General features: G+C 61.2%; 16 protein-coding genes and 1 pseudogene. 6 read left to right on the top strand and 11 right to left on the bottom strand.

The window, feature by feature from the left end:
* The 3 genes from AB4Z35_RS07210 to AB4Z35_RS07220 form a co-directional block, all read left to right on the top strand.
* On the top strand, positions 1-600 hold a 600-nt coding region (locus AB4Z35_RS07210; protein WP_442096471.1), incomplete at its 5' end, for a glycosyltransferase family 2 protein.
* Positions 597-875, top strand: a complete 279-nt coding sequence (locus AB4Z35_RS07215) for a lipid-A-disaccharide synthase N-terminal domain-containing protein (protein ID WP_008001918.1) — start codon at positions 597-599, stop codon at positions 873-875. The genes AB4Z35_RS07210 and AB4Z35_RS07215, both read left to right, overlap by 4 nt.
* 3 nt (positions 876-878) lie before the next feature.
* Positions 879-2429, top strand: a complete 1551-nt coding sequence (locus AB4Z35_RS07220; protein ID WP_442096472.1) for an ArnT family glycosyltransferase — start codon at positions 879-881, stop codon at positions 2427-2429.
* Positions 2430-2934: 505 nt separating this feature from the next.
* Here AB4Z35_RS07220 and ahr read toward each other — a convergent pair.
* Positions 2935-3966: an NADPH-dependent aldehyde reductase Ahr gene (gene ahr, locus AB4Z35_RS07225; RefSeq protein WP_442096473.1), complete on the bottom strand. Its 1032-nt coding sequence runs from the start codon at positions 3964-3966 to the stop codon at positions 2935-2937.
* A 199-nt stretch (positions 3967-4165) separates the two neighbouring features.
* On the opposite strand from ahr, the gene AB4Z35_RS07230 reads away from it, so the two are divergent.
* Positions 4166-4366, top strand: a complete 201-nt coding sequence (locus AB4Z35_RS07230) for a YbdD/YjiX family protein (protein WP_008001923.1) — start codon at positions 4166-4168, stop codon at positions 4364-4366.
* A 110-nt stretch (positions 4367-4476) separates the two neighbouring features.
* On the opposite strand, the gene AB4Z35_RS07235 is transcribed toward AB4Z35_RS07230, so the two are convergent.
* Positions 4477-5118 (bottom strand): HD domain-containing protein, encoded by a 642-nt coding sequence (locus tag AB4Z35_RS07235; RefSeq protein WP_442096474.1) that lies wholly within the window; start codon positions 5116-5118, stop codon positions 4477-4479.
* Positions 5119-5238: 120 nt separating this feature from the next.
* On the opposite strand from AB4Z35_RS07235, the gene AB4Z35_RS07240 reads away from it, so the two are divergent.
* Complete coding sequence (locus AB4Z35_RS07240; protein WP_442096475.1) at positions 5239-6261, top strand: GlxA family transcriptional regulator; 1023 nt, start codon at positions 5239-5241, stop codon at positions 6259-6261.
* A gap of 68 nt (positions 6262-6329) precedes the next feature.
* Here AB4Z35_RS07240 and AB4Z35_RS07245 read toward each other — a convergent pair whose 3' ends face one another.
* From AB4Z35_RS07245 to parS, 8 genes and pseudogenes are all read right to left on the bottom strand, one after another.
* Positions 6330-7097, bottom strand: a complete 768-nt coding sequence (locus tag AB4Z35_RS07245; RefSeq protein WP_442096476.1) for a metallophosphoesterase — start codon at positions 7095-7097, stop codon at positions 6330-6332.
* A gap of 334 nt (positions 7098-7431) precedes the next feature.
* Complete coding sequence (locus AB4Z35_RS07250) at positions 7432-8904, bottom strand: aldehyde dehydrogenase family protein (RefSeq protein ID WP_442096477.1); 1473 nt, start codon at positions 8902-8904, stop codon at positions 7432-7434.
* Positions 8897-9724, bottom strand: a complete 828-nt coding sequence (locus AB4Z35_RS07255) for an ABC transporter permease (protein ID WP_015095519.1) — start codon at positions 9722-9724, stop codon at positions 8897-8899. The genes AB4Z35_RS07250 and AB4Z35_RS07255 overlap by 8 nt, the downstream gene beginning before the upstream one ends.
* 1 nt (position 9725) lies before the next feature.
* Positions 9726-10643 carry an ABC transporter permease gene (locus AB4Z35_RS07260; protein WP_442096478.1) on the bottom strand — a complete coding sequence of 306 codons (918 nt, stop codon included), beginning with the start codon at positions 10641-10643 and terminating at the stop codon, positions 9726-9728.
* Positions 10644-10674: 31 nt separating this feature from the next.
* Positions 10675-11817, bottom strand: coding sequence for an ABC transporter substrate-binding protein (locus AB4Z35_RS07265; protein ID WP_442096479.1), 1143 nt, complete (start codon positions 11815-11817; stop codon positions 10675-10677).
* A 39-nt stretch (positions 11818-11856) separates the two neighbouring features.
* A pseudogene (locus tag AB4Z35_RS07270) lies at positions 11857-12967 on the bottom strand (ABC transporter ATP-binding protein).
* A gap of 187 nt (positions 12968-13154) precedes the next feature.
* Entirely contained in the window at positions 13155-13643 is a 489-nt protein-coding gene (locus AB4Z35_RS07275) for an RES family NAD+ phosphorylase (protein ID WP_095945699.1), read from the bottom strand.
* Complete coding sequence (parS, locus tag AB4Z35_RS07280; protein ID WP_442096480.1) at positions 13640-14125, bottom strand: type II RES/Xre toxin-antitoxin system antitoxin; 486 nt, start codon at positions 14123-14125, stop codon at positions 13640-13642. The genes AB4Z35_RS07275 and parS overlap by 4 nt, the downstream gene beginning before the upstream one ends.
* A 579-nt stretch (positions 14126-14704) precedes the next feature.
* On the opposite strand from parS, the gene AB4Z35_RS07285 reads away from it, so the two are divergent.
* Positions 14705-15052, top strand: a complete 348-nt coding sequence (locus AB4Z35_RS07285) for a DUF6124 family protein (RefSeq protein ID WP_442096481.1) — start codon at positions 14705-14707, stop codon at positions 15050-15052.
* 333 nt (positions 15053-15385) lie between these two features.
* On the opposite strand, the gene AB4Z35_RS07290 is transcribed toward AB4Z35_RS07285, so the two are convergent.
* Positions 15386-16210, bottom strand: coding sequence for a response regulator transcription factor (locus AB4Z35_RS07290; RefSeq protein WP_442096482.1), 825 nt, complete (start codon positions 16208-16210; stop codon positions 15386-15388).
* Positions 16211-16327: the final 117 nt, after the last annotated feature.

Consider the following 16327-nt stretch of genomic DNA (forward strand, 5'->3'; position numbering starts at 1 on the left):
GCGACCCTGCATGAGCTGCGGCAGATCCGCCACGACGGCTTGAACACTTTGCGCATCCTCCATCACGAGCGTTCGCTGGGGCAGAGCACCTCGCTCTACCACGCGGCCCGTGAGGCACGGGGCACGTGGCTGGCCACCCTCGATGGCGACGGCCAGAACGACCCGGCGGACATCCCCGGCATGCTCGCGCTGGTGCGCGGCGAGCCAGGCAAGGTCGATGTGCAACTGGTCGCCGGGCACCGGGTTAACCGTCGCGACACCGCGAGCAAACGCTACGCCTCGCGTTTCGCCAACAACCTGCGCCGCCGCCTGCTCAAGGACGCCACCCCGGACACCGGTTGCGGCCTGAAGCTGATCGAGCGCGCGGCGTTTTTGCGCCTGCCGTACTTCGACCACATGCATCGCTATATTCCAGCGCTGATCCAGCGCCATAACGGCCGCATGATCGTGCACCCGGTCAACCACCGGCCGCGCACGGCCGGGGTGTCGAAATACGGCAACCTGGACCGCGCATTGGTCGGCATTCTCGATCTGTTCGGTGTCTGGTGGCTGATCAAGCGCACACGGCTGAACACCATTGCTCAGGAGATCGAAGGATGATGTTGTCTCGTGAAACCCTGTGGCTGCTGGTCGGCTTTGCGGGGCAGGTTGCCTTTACCGGGCGGTTTGTCCTGCAGTGGTTGTACAGCGAGTACAAGAAACGCAGCGTGATCCCGACCAACTTCTGGTACTTGAGCATCGTCGGCAGCACCTTGTTGCTCGCCTACGCCATTTACCGCCAGGACCCGGTGTTCATCGCCGGGCAGGCGTTTGGCTCCATCGTCTATTTTCGCAACCTGCAATTGATTGCCAAAAGCAGAAGCGTAAAGGAATAAACCATGCGTAGATCATTGTCGCCCAGGGTCGAATGCCTGGGCTTGATGCTGCTTGCCCTGTTGCTGATCGGCGCAGGACTGGGGCTGCGCCAGGCACAGAATGTCGACGAAGAGCGCTTCCTCGGTGTCGCACTGGAGATGCTGCAAAACGGCTCATGGCTGATCCCGCACCGGGCCGCCGAGATCTACGGCGACAAGCCGCCGATTTTCATGTGGACGGTGGCATTCTTCACTTGGCTGACCGGCAAGCCGAACATTGCCCTCTATAYCCCGGGGCTGTTTTCGGCGGTGACGGTTACGGCGATGGTCTATGACCTGGGCCGTCGCCTGTGGACCCAGCGTACCGGACGCAACGCAGCGCTGTTGTACCTGGCGACGTACCAGACCTACAGCATCCTGCGCACCGGTCAGATCGACAGTTTGTTGATTCTGTTCACTTCCCTGGGCCTGTACGGACTGGCGCGACACCTGCTGCTCGGCCCGGCGTGGCGCTGGTTTTACGCCGGCTGCGCGGCCATGGGCATTGGCGTGATCACCAAAGGCGTGGGTTTTCTGCCGGCGCTGTTGCTGATCCCTTACGCCTATGCGGTGCGCAAGGACTGGCCCGGTGTGGTGGCCATGCCCGGCGAGGCGCGCAAGTGGTTGCTGGGGTTTGCCGTGATGCTCGCGGCGATTGCGATCTGGCTGTTGCCCCTGGCCTTGTCCATCGCCTTCAATGGCAGCGCCGACGAAATTGCCTATGCGCGGGAGATCCTCCTGCACCAGACCGCAGGCCGCTATGCCGCTGCGTGGCATCACCGCGAACCGTTCTGGTACTTCTTCACCAACGTGATTCCGCAGTACTGGCTGCCGTTGGTGCTGGTGCTGCCATGGCTGGTGCCGGCCTGGCGCCGTCAGTTGCAAAAGCGCGACGGGCGAGTGTTGGTAGTGCTCGGTTGGGTGGTGCTGGTGGTGCTGTTTTTCTGCATCAGCAGCGGCAAGCGCAAGTTGTACATCTACCCGGCGCTGCCTGGGCTGGTGCTGGTCGCCGCGCCGTTGATCCCGTGGCTGCTCAAGCGCTGGTTCAAACGGCACCCGCGTTTGCGTCGGGTGTTCCCGGCACTGGTGGCGACCTGGTTCGTACTGTGGTTCGCCCGTGGTTTCATCGAACCGCTCAAGGAAGGCACCAACATTGATCAGGTGCTCATGGCGCAGGCTGCGACCATGACCCAGGGCGCCGATCTGGTGCTGGTCAACTGGGAGGAGGGGCACTGGTTGTTCGCCCGTCAACCGATCGTGCATTTCGGCATGGACTACTCCTCCATCGAGAAGGCTGCGCAGTATCTGCGCGAACACCCCAAGGCCTACGCTTTGGTGCCGGATGACGTACTGAACCAGTGCTTCAAGCCCGAAGCGGCCCGTGAACTGGGCGAAAACTCCCGGGCGAACTGGTCGATCGTGGGCGCGGATGCCGACAACGGCAAATGCTTCCCGCAAGAGGCCAGCAAAGCCTATCGGTTCACCTGGAATGATCCGCACACGCCAAAGGTGCCTGCGCAGGCAGCTAATCCCTGAGGACAAAAAAGGTCATTCACGCATTCCCGGGAACCTGTAGGAGCCAGCCCGCTGGCGATGGACTCAAGTGCGCCGCGTTTATCCGGTTCACACGCGTAATCGTTAACGACCATCGCTGGCAAGCCAGCTCCTACAGGGGACCGCGTCTGTAGGAGCCAGCCTGCTGGCGATGGACTCCAGTGCGCCGCGTTTATCCGGTTCACACGCGTTATCGTTAACGACCATCGCTGGCAAGCCAGCTCCCACAAGAGACCGCATCTGTAGGAGCCAGCTTGCTGGCGATGGACTCCAGTGCGCCGCGTTCATCCGGTTCACACGCGTTATCGTTAACGACCATCGCTGGCAAGCCAGCTCCCACAAGAGACCGCGTCTGTAGGAGCCAGCCTGCTGGCGATGGACTCAAATGCGCCGCGTTTATCCGGTTCACACGCGTTATCGTTAACGACCATCGCTGGCAAGCCAGCTCCTACAGGGGACCGCGTTCTTTTTCTTCGTTGGTCGTCTGTCACTGACTGGCGTCCAGCACCACGCGGTAACGCGCCTTGCCGCTGCGCAAGTGATCGATAGCTTCGTTGATCCGGCTCATGGGAAACATCTCGACCTGCGGCAGGATCTGATGGCGGGCGCAGAACTCCAGCATCATCGCGGTGTTGGCCGGTGAGCCGACCGGCGAGGCGGACAAGACTTTTTGCTGGGGAATCAGGTTGAACACGTGCACCGGTATGGCGTCGGGCACGACGCCGACAAAGTGCAGGCGACCCTTGCCGCGCAGGGTGGCAAGCATGGCGGTCCAGTCGAGGTTGGCGTTGGCGGTGACCAGGAGAAAATCCAGGGTGCCGGCAATGGCATTGAGCGCATCGGTATCGGTCGAGGCGACCACCTTGTGTGCGCCCAGGCGCCTGGCTTCCTCTTGCTTGCTCAGCGATGAGGTGAAGGCGGTGACTTCGCAGCCCCAGGCGTTGAGGAAGCGCAGCGCCAGGTGACCGAGGCCGCCGATGCCCACCACGCCGACCCGGTCAGTGGGCTTGATGCCGAATTCCACCAGCGGGTTGAACACAGTCGAACCGGCACAGAACAACGGCCCGGCCATCGCCGGATCAAGCCCGGCCGGGATCGGCAGGGCCCAGGCCCAGTGCGAGCGTATGCGGTCGGCAAAGCCGCCATTGCTGCCGATGATGGTCGGCTGGACGGTGCGACACAGGTTATGGGAGCCTTCGATGCACGACGAACAATGCATGCAACTGCCCTTGTACCAACCGATGCCCACCCGTTGGCCCATTTCCAGGCCGCGGACCTGGGCGCCCACCCGAACGATACGGCCGACCACCTCGTGGCCGGGGATAAACGGGTAGTGGCTGATGCCCCAATCGTTGTCGATCAGCGACTGGTCGGAGTGGCAGACGCCGCAATATTCCACGGCGACTTCCACTTCATCGTTTCCCAACGGGCCGGGATCGTAGCTGTAGCGCTGCAGTGGCGCGCCCGCTGCCGTGGCGGCCCAGCCGGTAAAGGTGGTGAGTTCGCTGCTGTCGCTCATGGGATACCTCCAGATCAGAAGTCAGGGGTCTTGGCCGCTCGGGTGCAGCGGCGGAGCGAGGAAAGTGTAGCGGGTTGCTGGTGTTCCATTGGGCGCGAACCTGGATACTTGAAACTACAAATGCGCCCGATGTGGACACATTGCAGATACATGAGCGCGGTTTCATGGGCCAGGTCCCACGCTCACAGAGAGATCAGCCATGTTCCGCAAACTGCAACAGTTCGTCAGATTGTTCAGCCAGAGCGCCCGATTGATGGTCGGGGTTCCCGAGTACGACAACTACGTGGCGCAAATGGCCCGTAACCGTCCGGGCGAGCCAGTGATGAGCTATGAGATGTTTTTCCGTGAGCGCCAGGAAGCGCGTTTTGGCCGGGGCAAGTGCAATACGCGGTGCTGTTGAAGGCGTTGGACGTATACGCGGGTCAAAAGAACCCGACGCATACGCCCTCGCTTTGCAATGCGGCACTGCGCTCGTTACCGGTTGCGCCGGTGATGAGGTATTGGCGTGGATCAGCTGTCGAAGGGTGCGTTGTCGATCAGGTCGCAGACATTCGGGCAATCGAAACCATGGATGTGGCGACGTCCGACATCCGCAAGCCCGGTGCCAATGGCTGTATGGGGTTTCTTCCTGGCCACTTCGGCAACGGCCTGGGTAAAGGCCGCTTTCATGCCGATGCGGGGGTAAAGCGCGAGCGTGTCGTCGACCAGCGAGGGGGTGATTTCATCCAGATGCAGCCCCATGACGTCGACATGGGCACCCAGGTAGATCAGGGCGATTTCCGGCTGTTTGCGGTCGGCGATACCGGCGCTGGAATGCAGGGCAATCGCATCCCAGACCTGTTCGGCTTTTGCCTGCGCATAACCGTTGGCCAGGAGAAAATGACGGGCGGCATCGGCGCCATCGACTTCAAAGCGCTGGTCGGCAGCGAACTCATCCGTCAGCCCCAGATCGTGTAACAGTGCAGCGAGGTAGACCGTTTCACGGTCGTACTGAAAACCTCGCCGTTGGCCGAGGAATTCGGCAAACCACCATGTACGGTGCACATGATGCAAAAGCGCTTTGGAGTGGACTCGCTCCACGAGCGAAGCGGCTTTGCGGGCGAGCTCGGAGTCTGGAGCGCTGAAGCCGCCGATGTTGATGGGTGTGTTCATGTTGCCTCCCGGGGATGAAGTTGACTTGCCGTTCACTCTAGGGATTTACCTTGTGGCGCAATTGACTATTTACGGATGATTTGTGCCAATATTGGCACCCTGAATGCGCAGGAATCAGCCGTGACCAGCAAGACTAAACCCGGCCAGCCATCGATTGGCCGCACGCCAAAACGCGTCGTGATATTGGGCCTGCCACCCGTGGACGGGCTTGATGTGATCGGCCCGGCCGAAGTGTTTTCCCTGGCGAACACTCTGCACGACGGCGCCTTCGAGCCATACGTGCTTGAGCTGGTCTGTGCGGGCGTCGACCCGCAGATGGCGAGCAGCACCGGCATCGGTCTCATGGCGCACACGACCCTCGAGCACGAGCGGCATGCCGACAAAGCAATCGACACGCTGATCGTGGCGACGGGCTGGCAGGCAATCGACCAACTGGACGGGGCGGCCATCGAATGGATTCGCACGAGGTCCGGAAACGTGCGACGGGTGTGTTCGATCTGTGTCGGTGCCTTTGCCCTGGCGGATGCAGGGCTGCTCGACGGACGCCGTGCGACGACTCACTGGCGCATGGCGCGCGACCTGGCCGAGCGCTATCCCAAGGTGCAGGTCGATCCGAATCCGATCTGGATCAAGGATGGCAACGTCTATACCTCGGCGGGTATCTCGGCGGGCATCGACCTTGCCTTGGCCCTGGTCAGCGAAGACCTGGGGGATGACGCCGCGCTGGATATCGCGAAAAACCTGGTGCTGTTCCTGCGCCGTCCCGGTGGGCAGGCGCAGTTCAGTGTCGCCCTGCAATCGCAGCAGGTGCCCGGTTCAAATCTGGATGAGCTGTGCCACTGGATCAGTGAGCACCTGAGTTCGCAGCTGACCGTGGAAATCCTGGCGGACCGCTTTGCCACCAGTGTCCGAACCTTGATACGGATCTTTCAGCGCGAGTTGCAGACCACCCCGGCCAGGTACGTTGAAGACGTTCGGCTGGAAGCGGCTTGCCGGGAGCTTGAGCTGGGCGGGCGCTCGATGGAGGAGGTCGCACGCCGATGCGGTTATCACAGCGTCGACGTACTGAGGAAGGTTTTCGTCCGGCGCCTTGGCGTGAGTCCCAGAGAGTACGCGCAACGTTTCGCGCCCGACGTGGGGTAGGGGCGCTCGAGGCTTTCGGAAGATGTCGAGCTGTTCGATGCGCTGGAACTGGCGATTGGAGGATTACCTCAGAACTCCAGATCGATCACGAAGGCCGTATCGAAATCAGGATTTTCATTGATGCCATTCCTGGCATAGCCCCGGGGATTGCAGACCACGCGGGTATTGCCCACCCGATAATCGAAGCTGCCATGGGTATGGCCATGCAGCCACAGTGCCGGTTGCCAGTCTTTGATCCGTGCTTCGAGGTCCGAGACAAAGCTTGAATTGATCGGCGAACCGGCAAACGTCGAGCTGATGCTCGACCGTGTCGGGGCGAAATGGGAAACCACCACCGTGGGCGTGCTGCTGTCGCGGGTGAAGCAGTCTTCCAGCCAGGCGACCGTCTGGAGAAAAACCAGTTGGGAAATGGCCGGCGTGAACAGGTCCGGAAAATCGGGGGCGATCTTGATGTGGCTGAAGTCACGGATCAGCTGAGTCGCCAGATCAATGCCCAGCGCCCGAGCCTCAGGGCTGTCGAGAAGGCGATAGTCAGACCACAAGGTGCAACCGAGAAAACGCACGCCGTCGTGGACGTACTCCGAACGTTCCAGAATGTGGATCTGCGTGCCTTGCGCCAGGCTGTTCAGCTGTTCGTAGGTCGAGACCAGGTCACTGCCATAAAACTCGTGATTGCCCGCCACGTACAGCAGTGGAACCGGACACGCTTTAGCCCACTCGATGGCCTTGGCCGGCCGGGCGATGTCCCCGGCGAGCACGACAATATCGGCATCCACTTCGGGAAACGGGATCGTATTGACGGACAGGTGCATGTCGGACAGCAAAGCAATGCGCATTGATCAACTCCGGCGTGTCTTGCAGGGCAGGTCATTCAAGTTACGCGTAGATAACCCGTTGTCACAAGCCTGCTGGCCAGTGGAACTGTAGGAGCGGGCTTGCTCGCGAAAGCGGTGGATCAGTCGACATGGATGTTGGATGTGCCTGCCTCTTCGCGGGCAAGCCCGCTCCCACAGTGGAACTTCATCGCACACAGACTTTGTGTCCGTCCGCGATCAAAGTGTGGGAGCGGGCTTGCTCGCGAAAGCGGTGGATCAGTCGACATGGATGTTGGATGTGCCGACGTCTTCGCGGGCAAGCCCGCTCCCACAAGGGCGGCGGCGGTTGTCTTGTTTACTTCAAATACCAGCCCCACGGTTGGTCGCTGACATACTCGGTGACCTGCTTGACCTCCAGATAATTGTGCAGCCCCCATTGCCCCAGTTCACGGCCAATGCCGCTGTGTTTCATGCCCCCCCAGGGCGCTTCGACGAAGGTCGGTTGCGAGCAGTTGACCCAGACGATCCCGGCGCGCAACTGGTTGGCGACCCGGGCGGTGCGTTGCAAATCAGCGCTCATCACGGCGGCGGCCAGGCCGAAGCGGCTGGCGTTGGCCATTTGCACGGCTTGCTCTTCGGTCTTGAAGCGCTTGATGCACAGCACCGGGCCGAACACTTCTTCGCGCCACAAAATGCTGCTGTGGCCAGGCTCGTCGAAAATCGCCGGCTCGACGAAGTAACCTTCGCGCAAGTGCGCCGGTCGCCGTCCGCCGGTGAGCAAACGGGCACCGCTGGCCAGGCCCTGGTCGATGAAACCGAGCACCTTGTCGTATTGGCCCTGGCTGACCAGCGGACCGAGCAGCACCCCGGGCTGCATACCGGGGCCGATGCTGATCTTGCGGGTTTCTTCCACCAAGCGTTCGATCAGGCGCGGGGCGATGGTTTCCTGCACCAGCAGGCGTGACGTGGCGCTGCACACCTGGCCCTGGTTCCAGAAAATCCCGAACAGAATCCACTCCACAGCGGCTTCGACATCGGCGTCATCGAACACGATGAACGCAGACTTGCCGCCCAGTTCCAGGCTGATGTTCTTGATGTCCCGGGCCGCCGCCGACATGATTTTCGCCCCGGTGGGCACGCTGCCGGTGAACGCCAGTTTGTCCACGCCCGGATGCTCGGTGAGCGGGCTGCCGGCGTCGGCGCCGAGGCCGGTGACCAGGTTCAACACCCCGGCCGGCAAGCCGATGCGGTCGGCGGCGGCTGCCAGCTCAAGAGCGGTCAGCGGCGTCAGCTCGGACGGTTTCAACACCACCGTGGCCCCGGCGGCCAAGGCTGGCGCGACCTTCCACGCGGCCATCAGCAGCGGGTAGTTCCACGGGATGATCTGCCCGGCCACGCCAATCGGCTCGTGGCGGATACGGCAACGGAAACGCTCATCCGGCAAGGCCAGCGGCTGATCCTGTTGCTGGTCCAGGTCGCGGGCCAGACCGGCGTAGTAACGGAAGCAGGCAATGGCATCGCCGATGTCCCACTGCGCTTCAGGCAAGGGTTTGCCGTTGTCGCGCACTTCCAGTTCCGCCAGCGCCTGTTTGCCGATTTCCAGTTCATCGGCCAGCGCCTCCAGCCATTGCGCACGCTCGGCGCCGTTGGTCTGGCCCCAGCCATTGTCGAAGGCCCGGCGGGCCGCGCGCACGGCGTGGTCGACATCTTCTTCAGTTCCCGCCGCCACCCGGTGGAAGGCTTGTTCGGTGGCCGGATCGATCACGTCCAGATAGCCGCCCAGGTCCGGGCTGACCCACTCGCCGTTGATGTAGAGCTGATCACGCATGGTGCGACTCCTGGACGCCGGTGCGGCGGTTTTGCAGATGGCGGGAAGTGAACAGCAAGGCCAGCGACACGCAGATGATCACCGTGGAAATCGCGTTGATCTCTGGCGTCACGCCGCGGCGGATGGAGGAAAAAATGTAGATCGGCAACGTCGTTTCGGAGCCGGCGACGAAGAAGGCGATGATGAAATCGTCGAAGCTGAAGGTGAACGCCAGCAGGAACCCGGCCATGATCGCCGGGCTGATCTGCGGCAGGGTCACCCGCCAGAAGGTGTCCATCGGTGGCGCGTACAGGTCCGCCGAGGCTTCCAGCAAGGCCTTGTCCAGCGAATCGACGCGGCTGCGCACGATCACCATCACCAGTGCCATGGTGAACAGCGAGTGCGCGGCGATCACCGTGAAGAACCCCATGTTCAACTTCGGCACCGTCGGCAGCCAGCTCGCCAGCAGCGGGTTGATCAGGTCGAACAGGCTGATGAAGGCAATCAGCGTCGAGATACCGATGACGATGCCCGGCACGATGATCGCGCAGTAGGTCAACGCATCGAACAGCAGGCGCACTTTGGCACCGCAGCGCTGCAAGCCGAACACCGCCAGGGTGCCGAACAGCGTGGCGATCACCGCCGAACTGAAGGCGATGAGTGCGCTGTTGCCCAGGGCTTCCATGATGAACGGGTTACCAAACGCGGTGCCGAACCATTGCACCGAGCAGCACTGAAAGGCCAGGCCACTGCGCCCGGCGTTGAAGCTGAACAGTACGATCAAGGCAATCGGCGCGTACAGGAACAGGTACAGCGAAGTCGAATAGCTGCGCAGCCACATGTCACAAACCTCCGTCGGCAGGGCGGCCGCCGTAGCGCGCCACCAGTTTCAGATACACGCCGATGATCAGCAGCATCATCGCCACCAACGTCATAGCCAGCGCACTGCCGAACGGCCAGTTGCGCGATTGCAGGAACAGGTCGACCAGCGCATTGCCGACAAAGAACACCTTGCCGCCGCCGAGAATGGCCGGGATTAGGAACTCGCCCATCAACAGGATGAACACCAGCATCACTCCGGTAATGATCCCCGGTGCAGACAGCGGCAGGGTGATCCGACGGAAGCTTTCGAAGGCGCTGGCACCCAAATCCGCCGAGGCTTCGAGCAGGCGCTTGTCGAGCTTTTCCAGGCTGACGTAGATCGGGAACACCATCAGCGGCAGGTAGCCGTAGACGATGCCGATCAGCACCGCCCACGGCGTGTTGATCAGCCGCACATCCTCGAGACCCAGGCTGGCCAGCAGCGCCGGAATGCCCTTGCCGCTGAGGATGAAAATCCACGCGTAGGTGCGGATCAGGAAACTGGTCCAGAACGGCACGATCACCAGGGTCAGCAGCAACGAACGGTTCCTGCTGACCTTGACCGCGAGGAAGTACGCCAGCGGATACGCTGCCACCAGGCACACCAACGTGCCCAGTGGCGCGAGCATCAGCGTGTTGCTGAACGCCGCGCCGCGAGAACCGAGGTTCAGGTAGTTGGCCAGGGTGAAGCCACCGGCGTAACCGCCCACGGCGCTGCGCTCGCCGAAACTGAAGACCAGGATGATCACCAGCGGCATCAACAACAGCAGCAGGAACCACAGGGTCGAGGGCAAGAGCATCAGCAGGGTGATGCGTCGGCCGAGGCTGCGCCGCTGGCGAACCTCGACCGCCAGGGCATGGCCCGGCTGCACCGTTTGCGGGTGGGCGGCGGCATTCATGGATGACTCCTCATTGGCCATGGTCAGGCGATCAGGCGGACTTGAAACGCGCCATCAGTTCGGCGCGGGCCGGGCTGGTCAGCGTGGCGGCGGCACCGAACTCCAGCGGGCTCAGGGCCTCGGCGGCCGGGTACATGATCGGATCGTCGAGCATCGCCACAGGCAGCAGCGCGTCGACACGCTTGTCGCCGCTCGGGTAACCGTGGCTCAGCACTTCGAGTTTGTTGTGCTGCGGATCGAGCAGGTAGTTGATGAACGCGTAGGCGGCGTCCTTGTGCTCCGAGCTTTTCGGAATCGCAAAGAAGTCGCTCCACAGCTCGCCACCTTCCTTGCCCAGTTCGAACTGCATTTGCGCGTTGTCGCGGTGCAGCTGCGAGGCGTCGCCGGTCCACGACATCGCCAGCCAGGCATCGCCGCTGCGCATCGACGGCTGAATGTCGGAGTTGATCGCGAACAGGTGCGGCTTGACCTCGATCAGCAGCTTTTCCGCGTCGGCCAGTTCTTTCGGGTCCAGGGAGTTGAAGCTGTAGCCGAAGCTCTTCAGGGCATTGCCGATGGCGGTCAACTGGTAGTCGTGGACCATCGTCCGGCCACTGGCGGGGCCTTGGGCGGCGGTCCAGAACTCTTTCCAGCTGGTCGGGCCGTTTTTCAGTTTGCCGGTGTCGTAGAGCATGCCGGTGGTGCCCCAGTTTTTCGGCACCGCGTAGACCTTGCCGTCCACCGTGCCCTGGGCCATGAATTTCTGCTGGAACGCCGAGGCGTCGAAGTTGGGAATGCGCGACAGGTCCAGCGGTTCGATCAGGCCCAGGCCGACGTAGGTGCTAATGGTGTAGTTGGTCGGCACCAGCACGTCCCAGCCACTGCCGCCGGCCTGCAGTTTGGCGAGCATCTCTTCGTTGGAACCGAACACGCTCATCGACACCCGGGCGCCGGTGGACTTGCCGAAGGTGTCGAGGTTTTCCTGGCTGTGGTAGTTCGGCCAGGTCGCCAGCGACAGGCGATCACCCAGTTTGGCTTGCTCGGCGGCCTCGGCGGTGGAGGTCAGCAGGCCGGGCATATTGGTGGCGACCACGGCGGCGGCAATGCCGAGGCCGGTGCGACCAAGGAACTCGCGGCGGCTGATCGAGCCGTTCTGCCAGCTGCGCAGGGTTTTGATAAAGGTCTTCTGGTCCATTACACGCTCCACATCCGGTTGATGAAACGAATCGATGATTTACAACGCCATGGCCAGGCCATTGGCGTGATCCCAGCCGACGCGCACAGCCGCGCCGTGTTCGAATGCATTGGCACCGTGGTCTTGATGGCGCGGCACCCGCACGCAGACCACCCCAAAGGCCTGGGTGCGCACGCGGTATTCGGTGGAATTGCCCAGGTAAATGCGGTCTTCCACGCAGCCCGGCAGCTTCACTTCGCGGGTCATTTCGGCATTGGCACCGGCGATGCTGATCAGCTCCGGGCGCACCGCAATGCAACCCGCGGCGTTGGCGCTCAGGGCTTTGCCGGTAGGCGTCAACGGGCTGGTCAGTTCCAGCCCTTGCTCGGTGCGCAACACCACCGAGTTGCCGTTGAGTTGGCGCACGGTGCCGTCGAACAGGTTGGACTCACCGATAAAATCCGCCACATAACGGCTGGCCGGGGCTTCATAGAGTTGTTCCGGGGTGGCGGTCTGGATGATCGAACCGTTGTGCATCACGCTGATGCTGTCGCTCATCGACAGGGCTTCTTCCTGGTCGTGGGTGACCAGCACGAAGGTGATGCCGACCTCGCGTTGCAGACGCAGCAGTTCCGATTGCATCTCTTTGCGCAGCTTGCGGTCCAGCGCAGCCAGTGGCTCGTCGAGCAGCAACACCGTCGGCTTGTTGACCAAGGCGCGGGCGAGGGCGACGCGCTGTTGCTGGCCGCCGGAAAGCTCGCTCGGCTTGCGCACGCACCATTTCCAGCGCCTCATCGGCCATGCGCACCTGCTGTTTCTTGTCCGGGCGCGGCGTGCGATAGCGCAGGCCGTAGGCAATGTTCTGCGCCACGGTCAGGTGCGGGAACAACGCGTAATGCTGGAACACCATGTTCACCGGCCGCTCGAACGCCGGCACCCCAGCCACGCTTTTGCCGGCTAGACGCACCTCGCCGCTGGTGGGCTGTTCGAAACCGGCGATCATGCGCAGGGTGGTGGTCTTGCCACAGCCCGAGCCACCGAGAAAGGAATGAAACGAGCCACGCCGCACCGCGAAATTCAGACCGCTGACGGCCTGCACCTCGCCATAGCGTTTGACCACATTGCAGAATTCGATATCGCTTGGCGGGTTGTCGTTCACGCTGTTGTTCACGAGGCGGGCTCCGTTGCAGTGATGAATCAGTGCGTCGGGGGCCAAACTAGCAATGGGGGTTTTGCGGTGTATATATCCCTTGGGGGATAGGAGGGGAGTGGAGCAAGTGTTCAGTGGGTGTGAAGTGTAGAGATCACACGCGACTGGCTGCATTTGAGGTTCTGATGGGCAAAGTCGACACTCTCATTCATTTCAGTAAGCGGGTATCCAGTCCAAAACGCTCCTGCGAAACAAGCTTGAATTGATCCGCTGCCAAATCACAGCTGACCAGCAGGTTCCAGGAGTGGCGGGTAACCGCAGACGGGATAAGCACGAATGGGTGTTCGGCCAGTAGCTCATCAGCAAAATGCTGTTGATTGGGTGAAAGTTCAGACGGAATGAGCCAGTTCGGGTTCGGCACATCTTCGGGCTGAACAACCTTGATGACATTCGAATCCAGCACTTCGAAACACGTCAGCACATAAGGCACCCTGTCGAGCGTATCGAAGCCCGCGTGGGTGGCGACTTCTAAAATCGCAGTAGCCGGGTCGGCCGAAGCGTAAATAACCCGGCGGCCAGGAGGGTTCCATCGACCGCCGGATTGTTGCGCACCAATGCCGCTATCCCATGAGTCCTTGAAAACTGCACGGTCCAGACGCCAGGCGTGCCACTTCCCATCCCAAGGCAAAGGATTCATTGATAAACCCCGTGTTCAATTCGCGTCAGATAGTCCTCTACCACCTGGAAACCCAGCGAGTTGTCGATCAGTTCCAGCGGTATATGACCCTCCAGGTGCTTGCAGGGTTTTCTCAGCCAGTCCTCAGCCAACTGCTGATCGCCAAACACATTGATGGCGTGCTCGAGTACCTGTGCAAACTGAAAGGCGACGGTGCTTTGTTGCTGGTTCAGCCGAACTGGCTGGGTCTCCTTTGCCAAGCGCTGCACAGTTCTGAGGGATTTCCCGGTAATGCGCTGAACAAGGTCGTGCTCCATGTACAGGCCGGATATGGAAATCATGTCCCTGACGTCGCTCAGGTCAAAGCCTTCCTGGGTGTATCGGATGATCAACATGCGCGTATCGCCACTACGGCCATGTAGCAGCACCTCAGTCGGCTTGCGGGCGAGACGCTTTGTCTCCGTCCCAACGACTTTATTTTCTGTGGATCTGACGGCGGGCATACCGATTACCTCCATGCGACATTTGACGTGATCATAACGCCAAATGTCGCCATCCGGGCAATTGACTTTGTCGACCCTTGTCTCGCGCATGTAATCGTTTCACCCTGAATATTGAGAGCGGCCAAGTTAATACTCACGCTTCCGACCGCCAACCTTAAAAGTACGTCGGATATTTCCTCTGCTTCCCTAAGAATTTCAACGCAAGTGGATCGCGTAAATTCACGGCTGAGATGTTCGTGTTTAGTCGCTGTCAGCGTTACTTCCCGCAAGCTACACCACCTTGCGTCGTTGCCTACAGGTACGCCAGAATCCGCCGGCTTGTGCGCTTCGGGCCTGGGTTTTATCGTTTACCGGTCGCTGGATAACAACAGTGATCGGGTTTGGTAGCCCAGGTATGCGAGGTGCAATGCTTCATCATCTGCAGTGTTTTTCTACTCTGCTCTATGGTGGCCATGCACAGGGCGCCTTCGGGCGCGCCGGTCTCCTCGTATCCCGGTCTACCAACCTGCGTATGGCCACCACCCTACGTTTGGTAGCGTGAGAGTGATGGCTCCTTTTTACGATGCGAGGAGTTTCACTATGTTCAAAGTCACACCCAACCCGCCGGACACCGATCCGGCATCCCCGTACGAAAGCCTCGATTCAAACAAGCTCCACGAAGCCGGCGAGCGCGCCCTCAACCTAGGCCCCCACATCATGGGCACCCCTCACAAACCCAGCACAATGTTCATCGTCAATCCCGAACTCGGTACCGAAACCTTGCTGGTGCATGCCTGCGAGTCGCTGGCATCGGCCAACGTCATGGCCAACGATCTGGCGGATCATCTGGAGGGGACGAGTCGCAATGCGCTGTTGGGCATTGCGCAGGTGATCATGCTGGGGGAGTTGGCGGTGAACCGGGCGCTGGATCAACTTGATCCGCCCTGACCACAATCTCCGGATCACCGGCAGAACTGTGGGAGCGAGCTTGCTCGCGATGGCGGTGTGTCAGACACATGGATGTTGAATGTATGGCCGCCATCGCGGGCAAGCCCGCTCCCACAGGGTATTGTGCTAGCCGACAAGTATCAGTCCTGCAGCTTGAGCCCATGGACGCTGGATCARCTTGATCCGCCCTGACCACAATCTCCRGATCACCGRYAGAMCTGTGGGAGCGRGCTTGCYCGCGATGGCGGTGTGTCAGACAACTGATATGGCAACTGGAATATCGCTTTCGCGGGCAAGCCCGCTCCCACAGGGTGTTGTGCTAGCTGACAGGCATCAGGCTTGTAGCTTGAGGCCGGGCGTCTGCAACGGATCCTCCGTCAACTCCCGAATGAACAACCCCAGCAACTCCGACTGACTGCCAATGCCCAGCTTGGCGTAGATGTTCTTGCGGTGAATTTTTACCGTGCCGGGGCTGATGTTGAGTTGTTCGGCCACTGAGGCGCTGGAGTGGCCGCGCAGCAACAGTTGAACGATTTCCTGCTCGCGGCCAGTGAGGATGTGTGCACCGAAGTGGTCGAAGGCTTCGCGGATCTTGAAGTCCAGGTCTTGCGCCGGGCGCGGTTGCTGGGCCTGACGCAAGCGCCAGGCTTCATTGATAACCTGCTCGACCACCGCTTGCGCACACTCGACCAACTGCATTTCGTCCCGGCTGAATGCGCAACTGGCGCTGGAGCGCATCAGCGACAAAACCGCCATGGCGCCACCACCGAGGTCGACGAAAAACGCCACTTCCTCGGCCAGTCCGGTTTGCTGGTAATAGGTCAGGAAGTACTCGCCGAGGTAGAAATGGTCGGGGGCGAACTGGCGCAGACGCCACAGTCCCGGTGCCTGGCCTCGGGTGCAGGCCAGGTAGAACGGATCGAGCAGGTAAGGCCCGCACTGATAGTCGTCGACATACACCGCGCGCTTGTCCGCCGAGAACGTATCGAACAACGCCAGTGGCCGGTGATTGCCTTCGTAGACAAACAACACGAAATGATCGACCGGGCAGATTTGCCGAAGCCAATGGCTCAACCCCGACAGCCGCGCGTGCCCGGCAGGCAGGTCGAGCAGGTAGGCGACTCCGGTGGTCCAGAGTTTCAGTTCCTTGGGGCGCATGGCGACTACAGGCAGAAGAGGATGGCCTTTGAATGCACAAAGTACGCCATGGCGGGTTTGCCCATGTGGAGCGGGGTGGGTGGCGGCGCGTCGTGGAAAAGACGCACCGCAACAGGG

The sequence above is a fragment of the Pseudomonas sp. KB_15 genome (assembly GCF_052114525.1).
Lineage (GTDB): Bacteria > Pseudomonadota > Gammaproteobacteria > Pseudomonadales > Pseudomonadaceae > Aquipseudomonas.